Annotated in this window: 16 protein-coding genes and 1 pseudogene; 1 reads left to right on the top strand and 16 read right to left on the bottom strand. The window is 71.8% G+C overall.

Annotated elements, in window-relative coordinates:
• Positions 1-24: 24 nt before the first annotated feature.
• The 13 genes from DC432_RS09115 to rpe form a co-directional block, all read right to left on the bottom strand.
• Positions 25-1,491: a glutamate synthase subunit beta gene (locus DC432_RS09115; RefSeq protein WP_116537626.1), complete on the bottom strand. Its 1,467-nt coding sequence runs from the start codon at positions 1,489-1,491 to the stop codon at positions 25-27.
• On the bottom strand, positions 1,484-6,061 hold the full coding sequence (gene gltB, locus DC432_RS09110) for a glutamate synthase large subunit (protein WP_116537625.1): 4,578 nt from the start codon (positions 6,059-6,061) through the stop codon (positions 1,484-1,486). The genes DC432_RS09115 and gltB overlap by 8 nt, the downstream gene beginning before the upstream one ends.
• A gap of 52 nt (positions 6,062-6,113) precedes the next feature.
• A complete protein-coding gene (gene lgt, locus DC432_RS09105; RefSeq protein WP_116537624.1) occupies positions 6,114-7,118 on the bottom strand; it encodes a prolipoprotein diacylglyceryl transferase in 1,005 nt (334 codons plus the stop codon).
• Positions 7,119-7,128: 10 nt separating this feature from the next.
• Positions 7,129-7,920 (bottom strand): tryptophan synthase subunit alpha, encoded by a 792-nt coding sequence (trpA, locus tag DC432_RS09100; protein ID WP_116537623.1) that lies wholly within the window; start codon positions 7,918-7,920, stop codon positions 7,129-7,131.
• Entirely contained in the window at positions 7,917-9,260 is a 1,344-nt protein-coding gene (gene trpB / locus DC432_RS09095) for a tryptophan synthase subunit beta (RefSeq protein ID WP_116537622.1), read from the bottom strand. The genes trpA and trpB overlap by 4 nt, the downstream gene beginning before the upstream one ends.
• On the bottom strand, positions 9,257-10,033 hold the full coding sequence (gene trpC, locus DC432_RS09090; RefSeq protein WP_116537621.1) for an indole-3-glycerol phosphate synthase TrpC: 777 nt from the start codon (positions 10,031-10,033) through the stop codon (positions 9,257-9,259). Before trpC ends, trpB begins: the two co-directional genes overlap by 4 nt.
• Positions 10,034-10,035: 2 nt before the next feature.
• A complete protein-coding gene (locus DC432_RS09085) occupies positions 10,036-10,266 on the bottom strand; it encodes a DUF6704 family protein (protein WP_108320480.1) in 231 nt (76 codons plus the stop codon).
• Positions 10,267-10,507: 241 nt separating this feature from the next.
• On the bottom strand, positions 10,508-11,095 hold the full coding sequence (locus tag DC432_RS09080; protein WP_116537620.1) for a Trp biosynthesis-associated membrane protein: 588 nt from the start codon (positions 11,093-11,095) through the stop codon (positions 10,508-10,510).
• Positions 11,095-11,433, bottom strand: a complete 339-nt coding sequence (gene hisI, locus DC432_RS09075; RefSeq protein WP_056231816.1) for a phosphoribosyl-AMP cyclohydrolase — start codon at positions 11,431-11,433, stop codon at positions 11,095-11,097. The genes DC432_RS09080 and hisI overlap by 1 nt, the downstream gene beginning before the upstream one ends.
• The gene (gene hisF, locus DC432_RS09070) at positions 11,430-12,194 is read right to left on the bottom strand and encodes an imidazole glycerol phosphate synthase subunit HisF (RefSeq protein WP_108320482.1); all 765 of its coding nucleotides are present in this window, start codon (positions 12,192-12,194) and stop codon (positions 11,430-11,432) included. Before hisF ends, hisI begins: the two co-directional genes overlap by 4 nt.
• Positions 12,194-13,036, bottom strand: coding sequence for an ATP phosphoribosyltransferase (gene hisG, locus DC432_RS09065; protein ID WP_116537619.1), 843 nt, complete (start codon positions 13,034-13,036; stop codon positions 12,194-12,196). Before hisG ends, hisF begins: the two co-directional genes overlap by 1 nt.
• Before the next feature lie 74 nt (positions 13,037-13,110).
• Entirely contained in the window at positions 13,111-13,374 is a 264-nt protein-coding gene (locus DC432_RS09060) for a phosphoribosyl-ATP diphosphatase (protein WP_116537618.1), read from the bottom strand.
• 139 nt (positions 13,375-13,513) lie between these two features.
• Positions 13,514-14,179, bottom strand: coding sequence for a ribulose-phosphate 3-epimerase (gene rpe, locus DC432_RS09055; protein ID WP_108320485.1), 666 nt, complete (start codon positions 14,177-14,179; stop codon positions 13,514-13,516).
• 71 nt (positions 14,180-14,250) lie between these two features.
• Between rpe and DC432_RS09050 the strand changes: the two genes are divergently transcribed.
• Positions 14,251-15,447: a hypothetical protein gene (locus tag DC432_RS09050; protein WP_116537617.1), complete on the top strand. Its 1,197-nt coding sequence runs from the start codon at positions 14,251-14,253 to the stop codon at positions 15,445-15,447.
• Positions 15,448-15,490: 43 nt separating this feature from the next.
• Here DC432_RS09050 and DC432_RS09045 read toward each other — a convergent pair whose 3' ends face one another.
• The 3 genes and pseudogenes from DC432_RS09045 to DC432_RS09035 form a co-directional block, all read right to left on the bottom strand.
• A complete protein-coding gene (locus DC432_RS09045) occupies positions 15,491-16,861 on the bottom strand; it encodes an RsmB/NOP family class I SAM-dependent RNA methyltransferase (protein ID WP_116537616.1) in 1,371 nt (456 codons plus the stop codon).
• The gene (gene fmt, locus DC432_RS09040) at positions 16,858-17,775 is read right to left on the bottom strand and encodes a methionyl-tRNA formyltransferase (protein WP_116537615.1); all 918 of its coding nucleotides are present in this window, start codon (positions 17,773-17,775) and stop codon (positions 16,858-16,860) included. The genes DC432_RS09045 and fmt overlap by 4 nt, the downstream gene beginning before the upstream one ends.
• 60 nt (positions 17,776-17,835) lie before the next feature.
• Positions 17,836-18,899: pseudogene (locus tag DC432_RS09035) on the bottom strand (primosomal protein N'); the annotation flags it as partial.

Here is an 18,899-nt window from a genome sequence, read left to right as displayed (position 1 = left end):
AGTGGCCGATCGGCCCTTGCCAGCTTAGGCGGGCAGCAGGCCGATGGCGACATCGGTCGGGCGCACCGGTGCCGGCAGCACCGTCTCGCCCATGAGGAACGTGTCGACCTCGGCGGCGGCCGCGCGGCCCTCGGCGATGGCCCACACGATGAGGGACTGTCCGCGGCCCGCATCGCCGGCGACGAACACCCCCGGCGTGCTGGTGGCGTAGGTCGCGTCGCGCTCGACGTTGCCGCGGCCGGTGAACTGCGTACCGAGCTGCTCCTCGAGCAGGTCGCGCTCGGGGCCGGTGAAGCCCATCGCGATGAGCACGAGGTCGGCGGGGATCTCGCGCTCGGTGCCGCTCTTGGGCACGCGCCGACCGTCGACGTACTCGGTCTCGGCGACGCGCAGGGCCCGCACCTCGCCGGCGGCGTTGCCCAGGAACTCCACCGTCGAGGCCAGGAACGTCCGCTCCCCGCCCTCTTCGTGGGCGGATGCCATCTCGAACAGGTTCGGCATCATCGGCCACGGCTGCTCGGCGGGGCGCTCCGACGGCGGCTGCTTGCCGATCGCGAGGTTCGTGACGCTCAGCGCGCCCTGGCGGTGCGCGGTGCCGATGCAGTCGGCACCGGTGTCGCCGCCGCCGATGACGACGACGTGCTTGCCCTCGGCCGTGATCTGGTGCGGTATCTGGTCGCCCGCGACGGCCTTGTTGCCCTCGATGAGGTACTCCATGGCGTAGTGCACGCCATCGAGGTCACGTCCCGGGATCGGCAGGTCGCGCGGCACCGTGGAGCCGGTCGCGACCACGACGGCGTCGTAGCGCGCGCGCAGGTCGCTCCACGACACGTCCTTGCCGATCTCGACACCCGCGCGGAAGCGCGTGCCCTCCGCCTGCATCTGCCGCAGGCGCAGCTCGAGGTGGCGCTTCTCCATCTTGAAGTCCGGGATGCCGTAGCGCAGCAGTCCGCCGATGCGGTCGTCGCGCTCGAAGACGGCGACCGTGTGACCGGCGCGCGTGAGCTGCTGCGCCGCCGCCAGACCCGCGGGGCCGGAGCCGACCACCGCGACGGTCTTGCCCGTCAGACGCTCCGGCGGCTCGGGCTCGACCCAGCCGTTGCCGAACGCCTCGTCGATGATCGAGACCTCGACCTGCTTGATCGTCACCGCGGGCTGGTTGATGCCCAGCACGCACGAGCTCTCGCAGGGTGCCGGGCACAGGCGCCCGGTGAACTCGGGGAAGTTGTTCGTCGCGTGCAGACGCTCGATGGCCGCGCGGCCCTCACCGCGCCACGTCAGGTCGTTCCACTCGGGGATCAGGTTGCCCAGCGGGCAGCCCTTGTGGCAGAACGGGATGCCGCAGTCCATGCAGCGACCGGCCTGGCGCTTGATGACGGCCGAATCGCCCGGCTCGTACACCTCTTTCCAGTCCATGATGCGCACGGGCACCGGTCGACGCTTCGGGAGCTCGCGCTCCGTGGTCTTGAGAAAGCCCTTCGGGTCAGCCACCCGTCACCTCCAGAATGCGCTTCCAGACGACGTCGCCGTCGGGGTCGAGCCCCTCGGTGACCGCCTCCTGGCGGGTCTGCAGCACGGCGGCGTAGTCGCGCGGCAGGACCCGGACGAAGTTGTCCACCTCGGCCTCGAAGTCGTCGAGCAGACGACGGGCCAGCGTGGAATCGGTCTCTGCGACGTGCTTCTCGAGCAGGTCGCGGAGGATCTCGGCATCCCCGGATCCGAGGGCGCCCAGAACCAGCTCACCGGATGCCATGGCCTCGCGGTTGACCAGGTCGCGGTCGAGCTTGTAGACGTACGCCTGTCCGCCGGACATGCCGGCGCCCAGGTTGCGGCCCGTCGAGCCGAGGATGACGGCCAGGCCGCCCGTCATGTACTCGAGCGCGTGGTCGCCCACGCCCTCGACCACCGCGGTGGCCCCGGAGTTGCGCACGAGGAACCGCTCCCCCACGACGCCGTTCAGGAACATCTGCCCCTGCGTGGCGCCGTAGCCGATGACGTTGCCGGCGATGACGTTCTCGCTCGCGGCGAAGGTCGAGCCGCGCGGCGGGCGCACGACGATCGTGCCCCCGGACAGGCCTTTGCCGACGTAGTCGTTGGAGTCGCCCTCGAGTCGCAGCGTGATGCCCGCGGGCATGAACGCGCCGAACGACTGACCGGCCGAACCGGTCAGGCGCACGTCGATGGAGTTCTCGGGCAGACCGTGCTCGCCGTGCGCCTTGGTGACGTGGTGGCCGAGCATGGTCCCGACGGCGCGGGCGGTGTTGCGGATCGGAAGGTCGATCGTCAGCTGTCCGCCGTGCGCGATGACGTCCTGCGCGCGCTCGATGAGCTGCACGTCGAAGTGGTCCTCGAGCTCGTGGTCCTGCGAACGGCCGTGACGACGCGGCTCGTCCTCGGCGAAGCGCGGTCCCTCGAGGATGGGCGCGAGGTTGAGCCCGCGCGCCTTCCAGTGCTGGATCGCCTCGTTCGCATCGAGCAGCTCGGTGCGACCGACGATCTCGTCGATCGAGCGGTAGCCGAGGGCGGCGAGGTACTCGCGGACCTCCTGGGCGATGAACTCCATGAAGTTCACGATGTACTCGGCCTTGCCGGTGAAGCGCTCGCGCAGGACCGGGTTCTGCGTCGCCACACCAACCGGGCAGGTGTCGAGGTGGCAGACGCGCATCATGATGCAGCCCGAGACGACGAGGGGCGCGGTCGCGAAACCGAACTCCTCGGCCCCCAGCAGGGCGCCGATGACGACGTCGCGACCGGTCTTCATCTGCCCGTCGACCTGCACGACGACGCGGTCGCGCATGCCGTTCAGCATGAGCGTCTGCTGCGTCTCGGCCAGGCCCAGCTCCCACGGGGTGCCGGCGTGCTTGAGCGAGTTCATGGGGCTGGCGCCCGTGCCGCCGTCCTGACCCGAGACCAGGATGACGTCGCTCAGCGCCTTGGCGACACCGGCCGCGACCGCTCCGATACCCGACTGGCTCACCAGCTTGGTGTGGATGCGGGCCGAGGGGTTGGCGCGCTTGAGGTCGAAGATCAGCTGCTTGAGGTCTTCGATCGAGTAGATGTCGTGGTGCGGCGGCGGCGAGATGAGTCCCACGCCGGCGGTCGCATGACGGGTACGCGCCACCCACGGGTACACCTTGGTCGGGGGCAGCTGACCGCCCTCGCCGGGCTTGGCGCCCTGCGCGAGCTTGATCTGGATGTCGTCGGCCTCGGTGAGGTACAGGCTGGTGACGCCGAATCGACCGGATGCCACCTGCTTGATCGCACTGCGGCGCTCGGGGTCGAGCAGACGGTCGACGTCTTCTCCGCCCTCGCCGGTGTTGCTCTTGCCGCCGATGCGGTTCATCGCGACGGCGAGGACCTCGTGCGCCTCTTTCGAGATGGAGCCGTAGCTCATCGCACCCGTCGAGAAGCGCTTGACGATCGCCGAGACGGGCTCGACCTCGTCGATCGGCACCGCCGGCCGCTGCCCCGTGCGCAGCCCGAACAGACCGCGCAGCGTCTTGAGCTCGTGCGCCTGGTCGTCGATGAGCTGGGTGTACTCGCGGAAGATGTCGTAGCGGCGCTCGCGCGTGGCGTGCTGCAGACGGAACACCGTGTCGGGGTTGAAGAGGTGGGGGGCGCCGTCGCGGCGCCACTGGTACTCGCCACCGGTCCACAGGCGCTCGTGCGCGCGGGCGGCGGCATCCTGCGGGTAGGCGTACTCGTGACGCGCGGCATTCTCGGCGGCGATGACGTCGAGACCCACACCGCCGAGCTTGCTCTCGGTACCGGTGAAGTACGCGTCCACGAACTCGCGCGACAGGCCGACGGCCTCGAACACCTGGGCGCCGGCGTACGACGACACGGTCGAGATGCCCATCTTCGACATGATCTTGAGGACGCCCTTGCCGAGCGCGTAGATGAGGTTCTTGACGGCCTTCTCGGGCGTGACGTTCGTGATGAAGCCCGCACGCACCAGGTACTCGACGGTCTCCATGGCGAGGTACGGGTTGACCGCCGACGCGCCGTAACCGATGAGCGTGGCGACGTGGTGCACCTCGCGGACGTCGCCGGCTTCGACGACGAGACCCACCTTCATGCGCGTCTCTTTGCGGATGAGGTGGTGGTGCACCGCGGCGAGCATGAGCAGCGAGGGGATGGGCGCGAGGTCCTTGTTGGAGTCGCGGTCGCTGAGCACGATGAACTCGGCGCCGTCCTCGATCGCCTGGTCGACCTCGGAGCACATCTGGGTGAGGCGCTTCTGCAGACCCTTGTGCCCGGCTTCGACCCGGTACAGGCCGCGGATCGTCACCGACGAACGGCCCGGGAGGGCGGTGTCGATGTGCTGGATCTTGGCGAGCTCGTCGTTGTCGATGACGGGGAAGTCCAGCGTCACGGTGCGCGTGTGGTCGGGACCCCAGTCGAGCAGGTTGCGCTCGGGACCCAGGCCCAGAGACAGGGAGGTGACGACCTCTTCGCGGATGGAGTCCAACGGCGGGTTGGTCACCTGCGCGAACTGCTGCGAGAAGTAGTCGAACAGCAGTCGGGGTCGGTCGCTCAGCACGGCGACGGGCGCGTCGCTGCCCATGGCGCCCAGCGGCTCGGCGCCGCCCTGGCCCATCGGGGTCAGCAGGATGCGCACCTCTTCTTCGGTGTAGCCGAAGGTGCGCTGACGGCGCGTGATCGAGGCGATGGGGTGCACGATGTGCTCGCGCTCGGGCAGCTCGCTGAGCTTGACCCGGCCCTTGTCGACCCACTCGCCCCACGGCTCGAGCGAGGCGAGGCCCGCCTTGATCTCCTCGTCTTCGACGATGCGGCGCTCGGCCGTGTCGACGAGGAACATGCGGCCGGGCTGCAGGCGCCCGCGGCGCTTGATGCGCTCGGGGGCGAAGTCGAGGACGCCGGTCTCGGAGCCGATCACGACGAGCCCGTCGGTGGTCTCGGTCCAGCGGCCGGGGCGCAGCCCGTTGCGGTCGAGGGTCGCGCCCACCAGGGTGCCGTCGGTGAAGATCAGCGCCGCCGGGCCGTCCCACGGCTCCATCTGCATCGAGTGGTACTCGTAGAAGGCGCGCAGATCGGGGTCGATCGTGGCCTGCTTCTCGTAGGCCTCGGGGACCATCATCATGATCGCGTGCGGAAGACTGCGCCCGGTGAGCGTCAGCAGTTCGAGGACCTCGTCGAACGAGGCCGAGTCGCTCGCGCCCTCGGTGCAGATGGGCAGCAGGGGGCGAACGTCGCCGATGAGCTCGGACTCGAGCTGCGACTGGCGCGCGCGCATCCAGTTGCGGTTGCCCTTGACGGTGTTGATCTCGCCGTTGTGCGCGAGCATGCGCAGCGGCTGCGCGAGCGGCCACGACGGGAAGGTGTTGGTCGAGTAGCGCGAGTGCACCACCGCCAGCTCCGACGCGAAACGCTCGTCGGACAGGTCGGGGTAGAAGGGCTCGAGCTGCAGGGTCGTGACCATGCCCTTGTAGCCGAGCGTCCGGCTCGACAGCGACACGAAGTACGCCTCGAGCTCGTGACGGGCGCGCTTGCGCAGGCGGTACACGCGCCGGTCGAGCGCGATGCCCGACAGCGCCGGCTGGTCGCCCACCGCGGGGCGCGAGACGAAGAGCTGCTCGAACGCCGGGCGGGCGTCGTACGCGAGCTTGCCGAGGTTCTCGGCCTCGACGGGCACCTCGCGCCAGCCGAGCACCTCGAGGTTCTCGTGGCGCGCGAGCTCTTCGATGCCCGACTTCATGGCCGTGCGCTCGTCGTGGCCGAGCGGCAGGAAGACCATGCCCGCGGCGTACTCCCCCACCGGCGGCAGGTCGAAGTCGACCACCGCGCGCAGGAACGCGTCGGGCATCTGCGTGAGGATGCCCGCGCCGTCACCGGTGCCCGCGTCGGAGCCGATGGCGCCGCGGTGCTCGAGGTTGCGCAGCGCCGTCAGCGCCAGGTCGATGATGTCGTGACCGGCTTCGCCGCGGAGAGTGGCGACCATGGCGAGGCCACAGGCGTCTTTCTCGAACGACGGGTCGTACATTCCCTGTCGGGCGGGGAATGCTTCTCCGACGGTGCCGGAGCGCAGGCTGGAAGCCATATCAACCGTCCTCACGTTGATGCTTCGAATGGGACGACGTCGGCCCAGAGAGTTAGTTCGTGGCGGGGCTGCTTGTGGCGCTGGTGCCGACGGTGTCGCTCGTCGCGGGCGGCTCGCTCACGTCGACGAAGTCAGAGGGGTCGCCTGAGTCTACAGCCCCCGGAGCCTTGGACTCGCGCCCCGGCACGTACGGCGAGGGCTCGAGGCCGAGGTGGCGGCGCGACTGGACGACGAAGATGACGATGCCGAGGATCACGCCGAAGATCGCGGCCCAGACGTTCGTGCGCAGCCCGAGGATGATGTCGCTGGGGTCGATGCGGATGGACTCCCAGACGACGCGGCCCGCGCTGTACCAGACGAGGTAGATGGCGAACTGCTTGCCCCACTGCAGGGTGAAGCGCTTTCCGACGTACAGGATCACCGCGGCGCCGAGCAGGTTCCAGATGACCTCGTACAGGAAGGTCGGGTGGAACAGCGTGCCGGCCGGCAGGCCGACCGGGATCGCCGGGTTGCCCGAGGCGATCTCGAGTCCCCACGGCAGGTCGGTGGGCTGGCCGAACAGCTCCTGGTTGAACCAGTTGCCGAAGCGGCCCATCGCCTGGGCGATGATGAGGCCGGGCGCCAGGGCGTCCGCGAAGGTCCAGAAGCGGATGCCGGTCCACCGGCATCCGAGGATCGCGCCGATCGCCCCGCCGATGAGCGCGCCGTAGATGGCGATGCCGCCCTCCCAGATGGCCCACACCGATCCCGGCTGCGTGATGTTCCACGGGTTCGAGCCCGGCCCGAAGTAGAAGCCCAGGTGGGTGACCACGTGGTAGATGCGCGCGACGACGATCGCGAGCGGGACCGCCAGCAGGCAGATGTCGATGACGACCCACTTCTCGGCACCGCGACGCGTCAGCCGGGCGTTCGTGAGGAGCACGGCGACGATGATGCCCGCGACGATGCACAGGGCATAGAAGTGGATGCGGAGCGGACCGAGATCGACGTAGGAGATCGACGGACTCGGGATGCTGGCGAGCACGCCGGAAGCGGCGCTCGAGAGGGCGAACGTCATGCAGTCGAGTCTAGGCGCGCTTGGTCGCGCCCGCGGACAGCTCCTTCGCCAGCGAGGAGAGCGCTTCGACGCCGCCGTCGCGCAGGGCCTTGACCAACGCCGTCCCGACGATCGCGCCGTCGGCGTACTCCACGACGCCGGCGACCTGCTCGGCGTTCGAGATGCCGATGCCCACGCACGCGTTCTCGGCTCCGAACGCGCGCAGACGCTCCACCAGGCCGCGGGCGGCGGCATCCAATTCGGCCCGTTCTCCGGTGATACCCATGGTCGAGACCGTGTACACGAAGCCGGTGGACGCGTCGACGATCATCTTCAGACGCTCGTCGGACGAGGTGGGGGCGGCGAGGAAAACGCGGTCCAGACCGGTGCGCTCGCTCGCCGAGATCCACGCTTCTCCGGCGTCGGGGGTGATGTCGGGTGTGATGAGCCCCGCTCCCCCGGCCGCGACGAGCTCGTCGGCGTAGCGGTCGACACCGTACTGCTCGACGAGGTTCCAGTACGTCATCACCAGGACGGGCACCTCGGTGCGTGCGGTGACCTCGCGGATGATCGTGAACAGGTCGCGCATGCGGAAGCCGTTGGCCAGCGCCGTCTGCGTGGCCTCCTGGATCACCAGGCCGTCCATCACGGGGTCGCTGTAGGGAGGACCGAGTTCGATGACGTCGGCTCCCGCCTCGGCGAGGGCGACGGCCGCCTCGATGCTGGTCTGCACGTCGGGGAAGCCCGCCGGCAGGTACCCGACGAACGCCCCGCGTCCGTCCCGGTGGGCCGCGTCGATCGCGGCGGCGACGCGCGAGGTCACAGCTCGACCCCCGCACCGCTGGCCGCATCGGGGGCGGCGGTGACGTCGACGGGCGATCCGGGGGCGGATGCCACGGTCTCGGCCGCACGCGTCTGCGCACGGCCCTCGACGGTCTCAGGCGCGTGCTCGGCGTCGTAGAGGTCGAAATACCGGGCAGCGGTGTCCATGTCCTTGTCGCCGCGACCGGACAGGTTGATCGCGATGACGGCATCCGGACCCAGCTCGCGACCCACGCGCAGGGCGCCGGCCAGGGCGTGGGCGGACTCGATCGCCGGGATGATGCCCTCGGTGCGCGAGAGCAGACGCAGGGCCTGCATCGCCTCGTCGTCGGTCGCCGGGATGTACTGCGCGCGGCCGATGTCGGCGAGCCAGGCGTGCTCGGGACCGACGCCCGGGTAGTCGAGGCCGGCCGAGATCGAGTGCGACTCGGTGGTCTGACCGTCTTCGTCCTGCAGCACGAAGGTGCGCGCGCCGTGCAGCACGCCCGGGCGGCCGCGGCCGATGGAGGCGGCGTGCTTGGGGGTGTCGACCCCGTCGCCGGCGGCCTCGACGCCGTAGAGGGCCACGCCCTCGTCGTCGAGGAACGCGTCGAACATGCCGATCGCGTTGGACCCGCCGCCCACGCACGCGAACACGGCGTCGGGAAGGCGGCCGAGGCGCTCGAGGAACTCGGCGCGGGTCTCTTCGCCGATGATCTTCTGGAAGTCGCGCACCATGGCCGGAAACGGGTGGGGACCCGCGGCGGTGCCGAAGATGTAGTTGGTGGTCTCGACCGAGGCCACCCAGTCGCGGTACGCCTCGTTGATGGCGTCCTTGAGCGTGCGCGAACCGGTGGTGACGGGCACGACCTCGGCGCCCAGCAGGCGCATGCGGGCGACGTTGAGCGCCTGTCGCTCGGTGTCGACCTCGCCCATGTAGATGACGCAGTCCAGGCCGAACAGCGCGGCGGCCGTGGCGGTCGCGACGCCGTGCTGGCCGGCGCCGGTCTCGGCGATGACGCGGGTCTTGCCCAGGCGCTTGGTGAGCAGGGCCTGACCGAGCACGTTGTTGATCTTGTGCGACCCCGTGTGGTTGAGGTCTTCGCGCTTGAGGAAGACCCGCGCGCCGCCGGCGTGCGCGGCGAAGCGCGGCACCTCGGTCAGCACCGACGGGCGCCCGGCGTAGTCGTGCAGGAGCGCGCGCAGCTCGGTCTGGAACTGCGGATCCGCCATGGCCGACTCGTAGACCGCGGTGAGCTCGTCGATCGCGGCGATGAGGGACTCGGGCATGTAGCGGCCGCCGAAGTCGCCGAAGAACGGCCCCTTCTGGTCGCGAAGGCTCTGCGTGGGCAGGGTGGTCATGACGTCTCCTGGAGGAACGCGCGAAGGGTGGCGACCGGGTCTCCGGTCACGAGGGCCTCGCCCACGAGCACCACGTCCGCGCCCGCGGCGCGGTAGTGGGCGACGTCGGCGGGGGCGAGCACCGCGGACTCGGCGATCTTGACGGCATCCGCGGGAAAACGGTCCACGAGCGAGCCGAACAGGTCGCGGTCGAGCTCGAAGGTCGAGAGGTTCCGCGCATTGACGCCGATGAGCTTCGCGCCCAACTGCGCGGCGCGGTCGAGCTCGTCGGCCGAGTGCGTCTCGACCAGAGCCGTCATGCCGAGCTCGGTGACGAGCGCGTACAGCTCGGCGAGCGTCTGCTGCTCGAGGGCCGCGACGATCAGCAGCACCAGGTCGGCGCCCGAGGCGCGGGCCTCGAGCACCTGGTACGGCGTGGCGATGAAGTCCTTGCGTAGCACCGGGACGCTCACCGCGGCGCGCACGGCCTCGAGGTCGGCCAGGCTGCCCTTGAACTTGCGCTGCTCGGTCAGCACCGAGATCGCCGAGGCGCCGCCCTCTTCGTACAGGCGGGCCTGCCGAGCGGGGTCGGGGATGGACGCGAGGTCGCCGCGCGAGGGGCTCGCGCGCTTGACCTCGGCGATGACCTTGACCCGGTCGGCGGGGGCGAGCATCGCCAGGGCGTCGCGCGCGGGCGTCTGCGCGAGGGCGTCGCGCTCGACGTCGGCGAGCGGACGCGTCCGTCGACGCTGCTCGGCGTCCTCTACCGCTCCGGCCGTCAGATCGGCCAGCACGGTCAGTGGGCCTTCGGGTTGGACTTCGCGCCGTTCGCGCCGTAGCCGGCCTTGGTCATGACGAAGCCGACGATCGCACCCACGACGAGCAGACCGACCGACGCCCACACCAGCACCGGCATGTCGAGCCAGAAGAACAGCGTGCCGAGCGTGAAGGCGACGAGCATGATGATCACGGCCGTCCAGGCGGCGGGCGAGTGTCCGTGGCCGGGATCGCCGATGGGGTTGCTCATGGGGCTCCTAACAGTCGCGCGCGGGCGCGGGGGAAAGCGTGGGTTCCAGTCTATCGAAGCGCGCGCCGGCTCTCCCGCCGTCGTCTCGATGTCGCGATGTCGTCGCCGACGGCGACCCGCCCTCGTCGCTTCGCGCGTCGCGTGACGCGGTTTGTCGGCGAGGAACGCTCTCGGTGCCGAAACACGCGGTGACGCGCCGTGTCTCGCGAGGGAGAGCGTTTCTCGCGCGGTGGCGGTCCGCTCAGGCCGTGGGGTCGTCGCCGCGCGAGAGGTCGTCCCACGAGTCGATCGCGTCGTGCGGACGGCCGGTGTCCGCGCCCGCCTCGGTGGCGGTGCGGTACTTGCGGCTCGCGCCCGACGCCCAGCGTCGCGCGGTCACGACGGTGAACACGGATGCCGCGGCCAGCACGAGCTGCGCGAGCAGCGTCACCGCCGGCCACGGGGTCAGCGACAGGTCCGTCACGAGTGAGCCGACGGCATCCGTCCCCGAGATGCCGGTCGCGTCGGTGACCGTCGCCGCGGTGGCCGACACGGGCGGCGAGACGAGCAGCTGCGCGGTGCCGACGCCGACCAGGGCCGCGATCAGCACGCCCAGCGCGCCGAAGACGTAGCGCAGGACCGGGCCGACGATCGACAGCGCCGCACCGAGGGCCAGCGCCGCCAGGCTCAGCGGAGTGAGCACCGGGAGAGCCTCGGCGCCCGGGACGGCGAGGGTCTGCTGGGCGCCGTCGTCGAGGGTGACGTCGATCCACGTCTGCGTCGACGCGATGACCCCGATCGCTCCGGCGAGGAGCATCGCGAGCACCGCGGTCGAGCGGGCGCGTCGCATCAGCGCTCCCCCACGACGGGGTGCAGGTCGTCGGCGTCGAAGCAGGTGTGGTCGCCCGTGTGGCACGCAGCGCCGATCTGGTCGACCTCGATGAGCAGCGTGTCGCCGTCGCAGTCCAGGCGCGCGCCCTTGACGAGCTGGATGTGGCCCGAGGTGTCGCCCTTGCGCCAGTACTCCTGACGCGAGCGCGACCAGAACGTCACGCGGCCGGTGGTGAGCGTGCGGTTCAAGGCCTCGGCATCCATCCACCCCACCATCAGCACCTCGCGCGAGTCGAACTGCTGGATCACCGCGGCCACCAGGCCGTCGGCGTCGTACTTCACGCGATCGACGCTCATCGGCGCACCTCGATCCCCTCGGCGGCCATGGCGTCCTTGACCTGTCCGACGCTCAGCTGACCGGAGTGGAAGACGGATGCCGCGAGCACCGCGTCGGCACCGGCTTGCACCGCCGGCGCGAAGTGCGAGAGCTCTCCCGCGCCGCCCGAGGCGATCACCGGCACCGCCGCGACCTGCCGCATGAGCCGGACGAGCTCGAGGTCGAAGCCCTGCTTGGTGCCGTCGGCGTCGATCGAGTTGACCAGCAGCTCCCCCGCCCCGCGCTCGACGGCCTCGCGCGCCCACTCGAGGGCGTCGAGGGTCGTCTCGGTGCGACCGCCGTGCGTGGTCACCACGAACCCCGAGGGGGTGGATGCCGCTCGCTTGACGTCGAGCGAGAGCACGATCACCTGCGCGCCGAAGCGGTCGGCGATCTCGTCGATCAGCTGCGGACGGGCGATCGCGGCGGAGTTGACGCCGATCTTGTCGGCGCCGACGGCGAGCAGGCGTGCGACGTCGTCGCTCGAGCGCACGCCGCCGCCCACCGTGAGCGGGATGAAGACCTGCTCGGCGGTGCGGCGGACCACGTCGTAGGTGGTGGAGCGCTCGTCGACCGTGGCGGTGACGTCGAGGAACGTGACCTCGTCCGCGCCTTGGTCGAAGTAGAGCTTCGCGAGCTCGACCGGGTCGCCCATGTCGCGCAGGTCGAGGAAGTTCACGCCCTTGACGACGCGGCCCGCGGCGACGTCGAGGCAGGGGATGACGCGGCGCGCGAGGGTCATCAGAGCCTCGCGGCGAGGATCTCGGTGACCAGGATCGCGCGCGCGCCGATCGCGTAGAGGGCGTCCATGACCTGGTTGACGTCACGACGCGGGCTCATCACGCGCACGGCGACCCACTCGGGGTCGCGCAGCGGCGAGATCGTCGGCGACTCCAGGCCCGGGGCGACCGCCACGGCCTGCTCCACGAGGGCGGCGGGCAGGTCGTAGTCGATCAGCACGTACTTGCGCGCGGCGAGGACGCCCCGCAGGCGTCGCAGCAGCGTCTCGGTGCCCTCCGCCTCCTGGGGACCGGCGATCAGCACCGCGTCGCTCTCGAGGAGCACGGGCCCGAAGATCTCGAGGCCCGCCTGGCGCAGCGTCGTCCCCGTCGAGACGACGTCGGCGACGGCATCCGCCACCCCGAGCTGCACGGCCGACTCGACCGCGCCGTCGAGCGGCACGATGTCGACGGCGATGCCCCGCTCGTCGAGGAAGGCGTCGACCAGGCCCGGGTAGGCGGTGGCGACGCGCAGACCCTGCAGGTCCTGCACGTCGGTGAAGCGACCGGGGCGGCCGGCGAAGCGGAACGTCGAGCCGGCGAAGCCGAGGGACTCGATCTCGTGGGCGCCGGGCATGCGCGCGTCCAGCAGCAGGTCGCGGCCGGTGATGCCGACGTCGAGGGCGCCGGATCCCACGTAGGTCGCGATGTCACGCGGACGCAGGTAGAAGAATTCCACGTCGTTGACGGGGTCGACGGTGTACAGGTCTTTCGAGTCGCGACGTCCGGTGTATCCGGCCTCCGAGAGCATCTCGGCGGCGGTCTCGGCGAGCGACCCCTTGTTCGGCACGGCGATTCGCAGCATGACGGGGGCTTTCGTGTGGGGTGAGCTGTGGGCGGCTGCCACCGGGGAGGCGGCGTCGAGGGAGGGTCGTCGGCTCAGAGATGTCGGTAGACGTCTGCGAGCGACAGGCCCTTCGCGAGCATGAGGGTCTGCAGGTGGTACAGCAGCTGCGAGATCTCTTCGGCCGCGGCCTCGTCGGACTCGTACTCGGCGGCCATCCACACCTCGGCGGCCTCTTCGACGATCTTCTTGCCGATCGCGTGGACGCCGGCGTCGAGCTGGGCGACGGTGCCGGACCCCTCGGGTCGCTCGACGGCCTTGGCGCTGAGTTCCGCGAACAGGTCGTCGAAGGTCTTCACCCCTCCAGGGTATCGGGTCGCCGGGGGTGGGGCTGTCCGCGGGGCCGCCCTGCCTCGATAAACGCCGTCCCGTGCGAGACACGCGGCGAGACGCCGTTTCTCCGCAGGGACGGCGTTTATCGAGGATGGGGGCGGCGCGTCAGTGGCGGTGGCGCGCGGCGGTGGAGCGGAGCGACTGGATCGCGCGGTCCGGGTCGTCGGCGCCGAACACCGCCGAGCCGGCGACGAACGTGTCGGCCCCCGCCTCGGCGGCCTGCGCGATCGTGGACTCGCCGATGCCGCCGTCCACCTGCAGCCACACGCTCGAGCCGCGACGCTTGGCCTCGTCGGCCAGCGCGCGCAGCTTGGGCATGGTCTCGGGCATGAACGACTGACCGCCGAACCCGGGCTCGACCGTCATGACCAGGATCTGATCGAACTCGTCGAGCGCGTCGAACAGGTTCTCGACGGGGGTTCCCGGCTTGACGGCGACGCCCGCGCGGGCGCCGATGGACCGCAGCCGTCGGGCGAGCGCGATGGGCGAGGCCGCGGCTTCGAGGTGGAAGGTGACGGATGCCGCCCCGAGCTCGGCGTAGGCGGGGGCCCAGCGGTCGGGGTCGTCGATCATCAGGTGGACGTCCAGCGGCACGGGGCTGGTCTCCTGCACCCGGGTGACCATCTGCGGCCCGAAGGTGAGGTTGGGGACGAAGTGGTTGTCCATGACGTCCACGTGGACGAAATCCGCACCGGCGATGCGCGCCAGCTCCGATTCCATGTTCACGAAGTCGGCGGCCAGGATGCTGGGGTTGATGCGCGGGGCGGACATGAGCACATTATCCCGTCCATGGCACGCCGCTTCCGGCGGGGTGGCGGGGAGCGACCGGACAAGGTGGAGCGGTGACGACACACGATGATCCGGGCACGGCGCGCGGCGCCGTCCCCGTCTGGGACGCCGAGCGCGGCCGGTGGGTGGCCAACGGGTACGGCTGGGACGCGGAGAAGGAGCGTTGGTTTCCGCTGTCACCGGACGCCGGTTCGACGGCATCCCCGAAGAGAACGGCTCGACCGGCGTCGCCGCACGCCTCGTCGCGGCTCACCGTCGCGCGACCCGTCGCCGCGACGGCCGCGGCGACGGTGGTCCTCGCGGGCCTGTTGTTCCTCGGCCTGGGGGCGATGGGGCTGGGCGGTGGGGCGCCGCGGGTCGGAACCGACCCGTCGACCGTGGTGGCGACGTACCTGGACGCGATCGCGCGGGCGGATGCGACCACCGCGCTCGCGCAGCTGGCCGAGGTGCCGGGTGACCGGTCGTTCCTCACCGGCGAGATGCTGCGCGCGTCGGACGAGCGCGCGCCCATCGCCGACATCTCGGTCGCCCGTGCCCACCCGCGCGCACCCGACCCGCTGCACCTCGACGTGACGGCGACGTTCACGGTCGGCGGGACCCCCGCGACGGCCACCTTCGCGGTCGTGCGCACCGCTGCCGGCCAGCCCTGGAGGCTCGGCCGGGGCACCCTTGAGATCGTCGTGCCCGCGGCGGCCGACGGACTCGCCGTGACGGTGAACGGGCAGGCGGTCGTCGCGGACACCGTCGTGCTGTTCCCCGGGACGTACGAGCTGGCCTCGACGAACCCGTCGTTCACGCTGCGCGGGGGCGTCGTGCAGACCTTCGCCGACCCCGGGTCGGCCTCGCCCGCGTTCGCGGACGTCCGAGCCGAGCTGACCGAGACCGGCGTGGCGGCCTTCCGCTCCGCGGTGGCCGACGCGGTGCACGCGTGCGTGGCCGCGACGTCGCTCGTCGCCGGGTGCGGTCTCGACCTCCCGGTCAGGACGAGCGACGGCATCCGCCTCGTCGACGGCACCGTCCACCGCTCGTTGTCCGGGTCGACGGAGGCCGCGCTCGCGCACCTGCAACCCGACGGGTACGCGCCCGCCCCGCTGCAGGTCGTCGCGGACCCCCTCGGCGCGGTGGAGGCGACCGCGGACTGCGAGAAGGACGGGCGGCGCTACACCGGGTGCACGTTCGACGGTCTGCCGCGGCTGGGTGCGCCCGTCGTGGACTTCTCGAGAGATCCCGCCTTGGTGCGCTGGGACTGAGCGCGCGGTCGAGCCCGCCGAGGCGGCTCCCGACGCCGGACGATCAGCGCTTGCGCAGCAGGGCGATCGACATCGCGTCGGTGCCGTGACGGTGCGGCCACAGCTGCGCCCGCAACGACCCGTCCGCCTGCGCGGGCAGGTCGATCTCGTCGACCGCGATGTCGCGAACCACGGCGCGCGCGTCGAGCTCCTCGACCGCGTCGCCGAGTTCGCGCTTGACCTCGGCCAGCACGCCGCTGGTCTCGGCGAGGTGGGGCGAACAGGTGACGTAGGCGACGACGCCGCCCGGCGCGAGGGCCTGGAACGCCGCCAGCACCAGGTCGAGCTGGAGCGCGGTGAGGTCGGGCACGTCGGACGGCGTCTTGCGCCACCGCGCCTCGGGCCGCCGGCGCAGCGCGCCGATGCCGGTGCACGGCGCGTCGACGAGGATGCGGTCGTACTGCCCCGCGGCGCGGGCCGCGCGCTCGCGTCCGTCCTCTTCGCTCACCTCGACCTCGAGGGGCACGGCCGCCACGGCCTGGCGTACGAGACCCGCGCGCGCCGGCGAGATCTCGTTCGCGTCCAGCTGCGCGCGGTGGGCCAGCGCCTCGGCGGCGAGCAGCGCGGTCTTGCCGCCGGGACCGGCGCACAGGTCGAGCCAGCGCTCGCCCTCGCGGACGGGCAGGGCGCGGCTGAGCGCGAGGGCGGCCAGTTGGGAGCCCTCGTCCTGCACCCGGATGCGGCCCTGCGTCTCGCGGATGAGACCCTCGGGGTCTCCCCCGCGGGTGGTGAAGGCGTCGGGGGCGAACCGGGCGGCGGTGGCGTCGTCGGGGACGTCGGCCAGACCCGGCAGCGCGATCATCGCCACCCGTGGGGCGATGTTGTCGGCCTCGAGCAGGGCGGCGAGCTCGTCGCCGCGCCCCTCGGCCGTGAGCGCGCGACGGAGCGCGCGGACGATCCACACCGGGTGCGAGGTCGTCAGGCCGATGCGCTCGTCGTCGCTGCGCGCGGCGGCGGCGATACGTTCCATCCAGTGACCCGGGGTGTCGCGTGAGACGCGCCGCAGCACGGCGTTCGCGAAGCCCGCGGCCCCTCGGCCGCCGCCGTTGCGGCGCGCGAGCTCGACGGACTCGTTGACCGCGGCGTGCGAGGCGACACGGGTCGAGAGCAGCTGGTGCACGCCCAACCGCAGGGCGTCCAGGACGGCCGGGTCGATCCGGTCGACGGTGCGGTCGGCGGCCGCGGCGATGATCGCGTCGTAGGTGCCCCGGCGCCGGAGGGTGCCGTACGTCAGCTCGGTCGCGAGGCCGGCGTCCTTGGCATCCAGTCCCGCTCGCGCGATCGCGTGCGGCAGCAGCAGGTTGGCGTACGCCTCGTCCCCCGAGACGGCCCGCAGCACCTCGTACGCGGCAGCGCGCGCTCCCTGGACGCTCATGCGCCCAGCACCGGCTCGTCGGTGCGCAGGCCGCGGAACCAGTCGCCCGCGTTCATCGCCCCTTTACCCGCCGGCTGCACGCTCTCGAGCCGCAGGGGCGTCGTACCGGTGCCGACGACGACCTCGCGGCCGGATGCCACCACCCGGCCGGGCGGGATCGGGGGCGCGTCCGAGGCCGAGGCCCGCAGCACCTTGAACCGGGCGCCGTCGAACGTCGTGTGCGCTCCGGGCTCGGGGGTGACGCCCGCGATGCGATGCAGCAGGGAGGCGGCATCCTGCGACAGATCGAGAGCGCCGTCGTCGAGCGTGAGCTTGGGGGCGAGCGTCGGTTCGCCGGTTTGCGGGACGGCCCGAGCGGTGCCGTCGGCGATCGCGTCGACGACGCGGTCGAGCAGCGGGGCGCCGATGCGCGCGAGGTCGTCCAGCACGTCGGCCGAGGTGGCCCCCGACGGCACCTCGTAGCGCTCCTCGGCGAAGACGTCGCCGGCGTCCAGCGCCGCGACCAGCTGGAACACGCTCGCCCCGGTGACGGCGTCTCCGGCGATGAGCGCGCGCTGGACGGGCGCGGCGCCGCGCCACTTGGGCAGCAGCGAGAAGTGCAGGTTGATCCAGCCGTGCGTCGGCGTCGACAGCAGCGGCTCGCGCACGAGACCGCCGTACGCCACGATGACGCCCAGATCGGGCGAGAGCGCGCCCACCTGCGCGGTGACGTCGGCGTCGAGGCGGTCGGCTTTGAGCACCGGGATGCCGAGCTCTTCTGCAGCCTCGGCGACCGGCGACGGGGTGAGGACGCGTTTGCGCCCGAGAGGGGCGTCGGTGCGGGTCACGACGGCGGCGAGGTCGTGGCGGCCGGCGGCGAGTCGACGCAGGGAGGGGACGGCGACGGCGGGTGTACCGGCGAAGACGAGGCGCATGGTTCTCCTCAGGCTCTCAGGAGCGGGCGGGTGATGACGGGGCGATCGTTGCTCGCCCGCTCAGAGGTCGGGCTCGGGGATGTCGAGGCGGACTCTGAGCGTACTGCGGGGGCGGGGACCGCGATCCTTGCGCGACTTGCGGGCGCGCAGGGCATCGGCGATCACGCCCGCGCGCAGCGCGTCGGCGACGGCGCGACCGTGGGCGTAGTCGAAACGGACCAGGGCGCGCGAGGTCGAGGCGTCGGGGTCGGTCGACGTGTCGACCGGGCCGAGGATGGCGAGGGGGTCGAGATCGGGGACCGTCTCGCGCAGCGACGACAGCAGCGCGTCGACGCTCCGGGCGTGTCCGTCGACGCTCGCCACGCGCACGGCGGGCGGCATCCGCAGGGGGAAACGGTCTGCGAGCTCGGCGCGCGCGTACGCCGGCTGCGTCCAGGTCGCGAGCGCTCGCGCGACGGGACCGGCGACCCCGACGAGGTGGACCGGCGCGCCGGGGGCGGCGAGGGCCGCGGCGTTCGACCACCACCGCAGGCAGTGCTCGCCGATGCGCAGCGCCTCGTTCTGCAGCATCCGGTCGCCGTCGAGCAGGATCACGGCCCGGTATCCCCCGCGCGCGAGGGGTTCGGCTCCGCGCGTGGCGATAACGAGTGCGGGGGCCGCGTCGACCTCGGCGACGGGATGCGCGCCGTCCGCGACGATCACGCGCGTGTTCGGGAACGCGCGCCCCAGCTCGTCGGCGGTGCGCTCGCTGCCCGAGGAGGCCATGCGCAGTTTGACCGAGCCGCAGTGTCCGCACGCCCACGCGTGGGCGCTGCGCCCGCACCAGGCGCACACCGGCGTGGCTCCGGGCCGGGACGCGCGCAGAGGACCCGCGCAGTGCTGACAGCGCGCGGGACGGCGGCAATCGGCGCAGACGAGCGAGGGCGCGTAGCCGGGGCGCGCGACCTGCACCAGCACCGGTCCCTGCGACAAGGCCTCGCGAGCGGCGGCGAACGCCGAGGACGGCACACGCGACTGCCGCTGCTCGCCCTCTCGCGTGGCGCTGAGCACCACGCGCGGACTCGGTCGGCGCGCCTGGGGGAGGTCGCGCACGTAGCCCACGTCGACCAGCCGCTGCACGTCGG

Origin of the sequence: Microbacterium testaceum, assembly GCF_003075375.1 — a bacterium.
GTDB lineage: Bacteria > Actinomycetota > Actinomycetes > Actinomycetales > Microbacteriaceae > Microbacterium > Microbacterium testaceum_E.
Note: the sequence above shows the minus strand (reverse complement) of the source record. Positions and strands in the feature narration are given on the sequence as shown.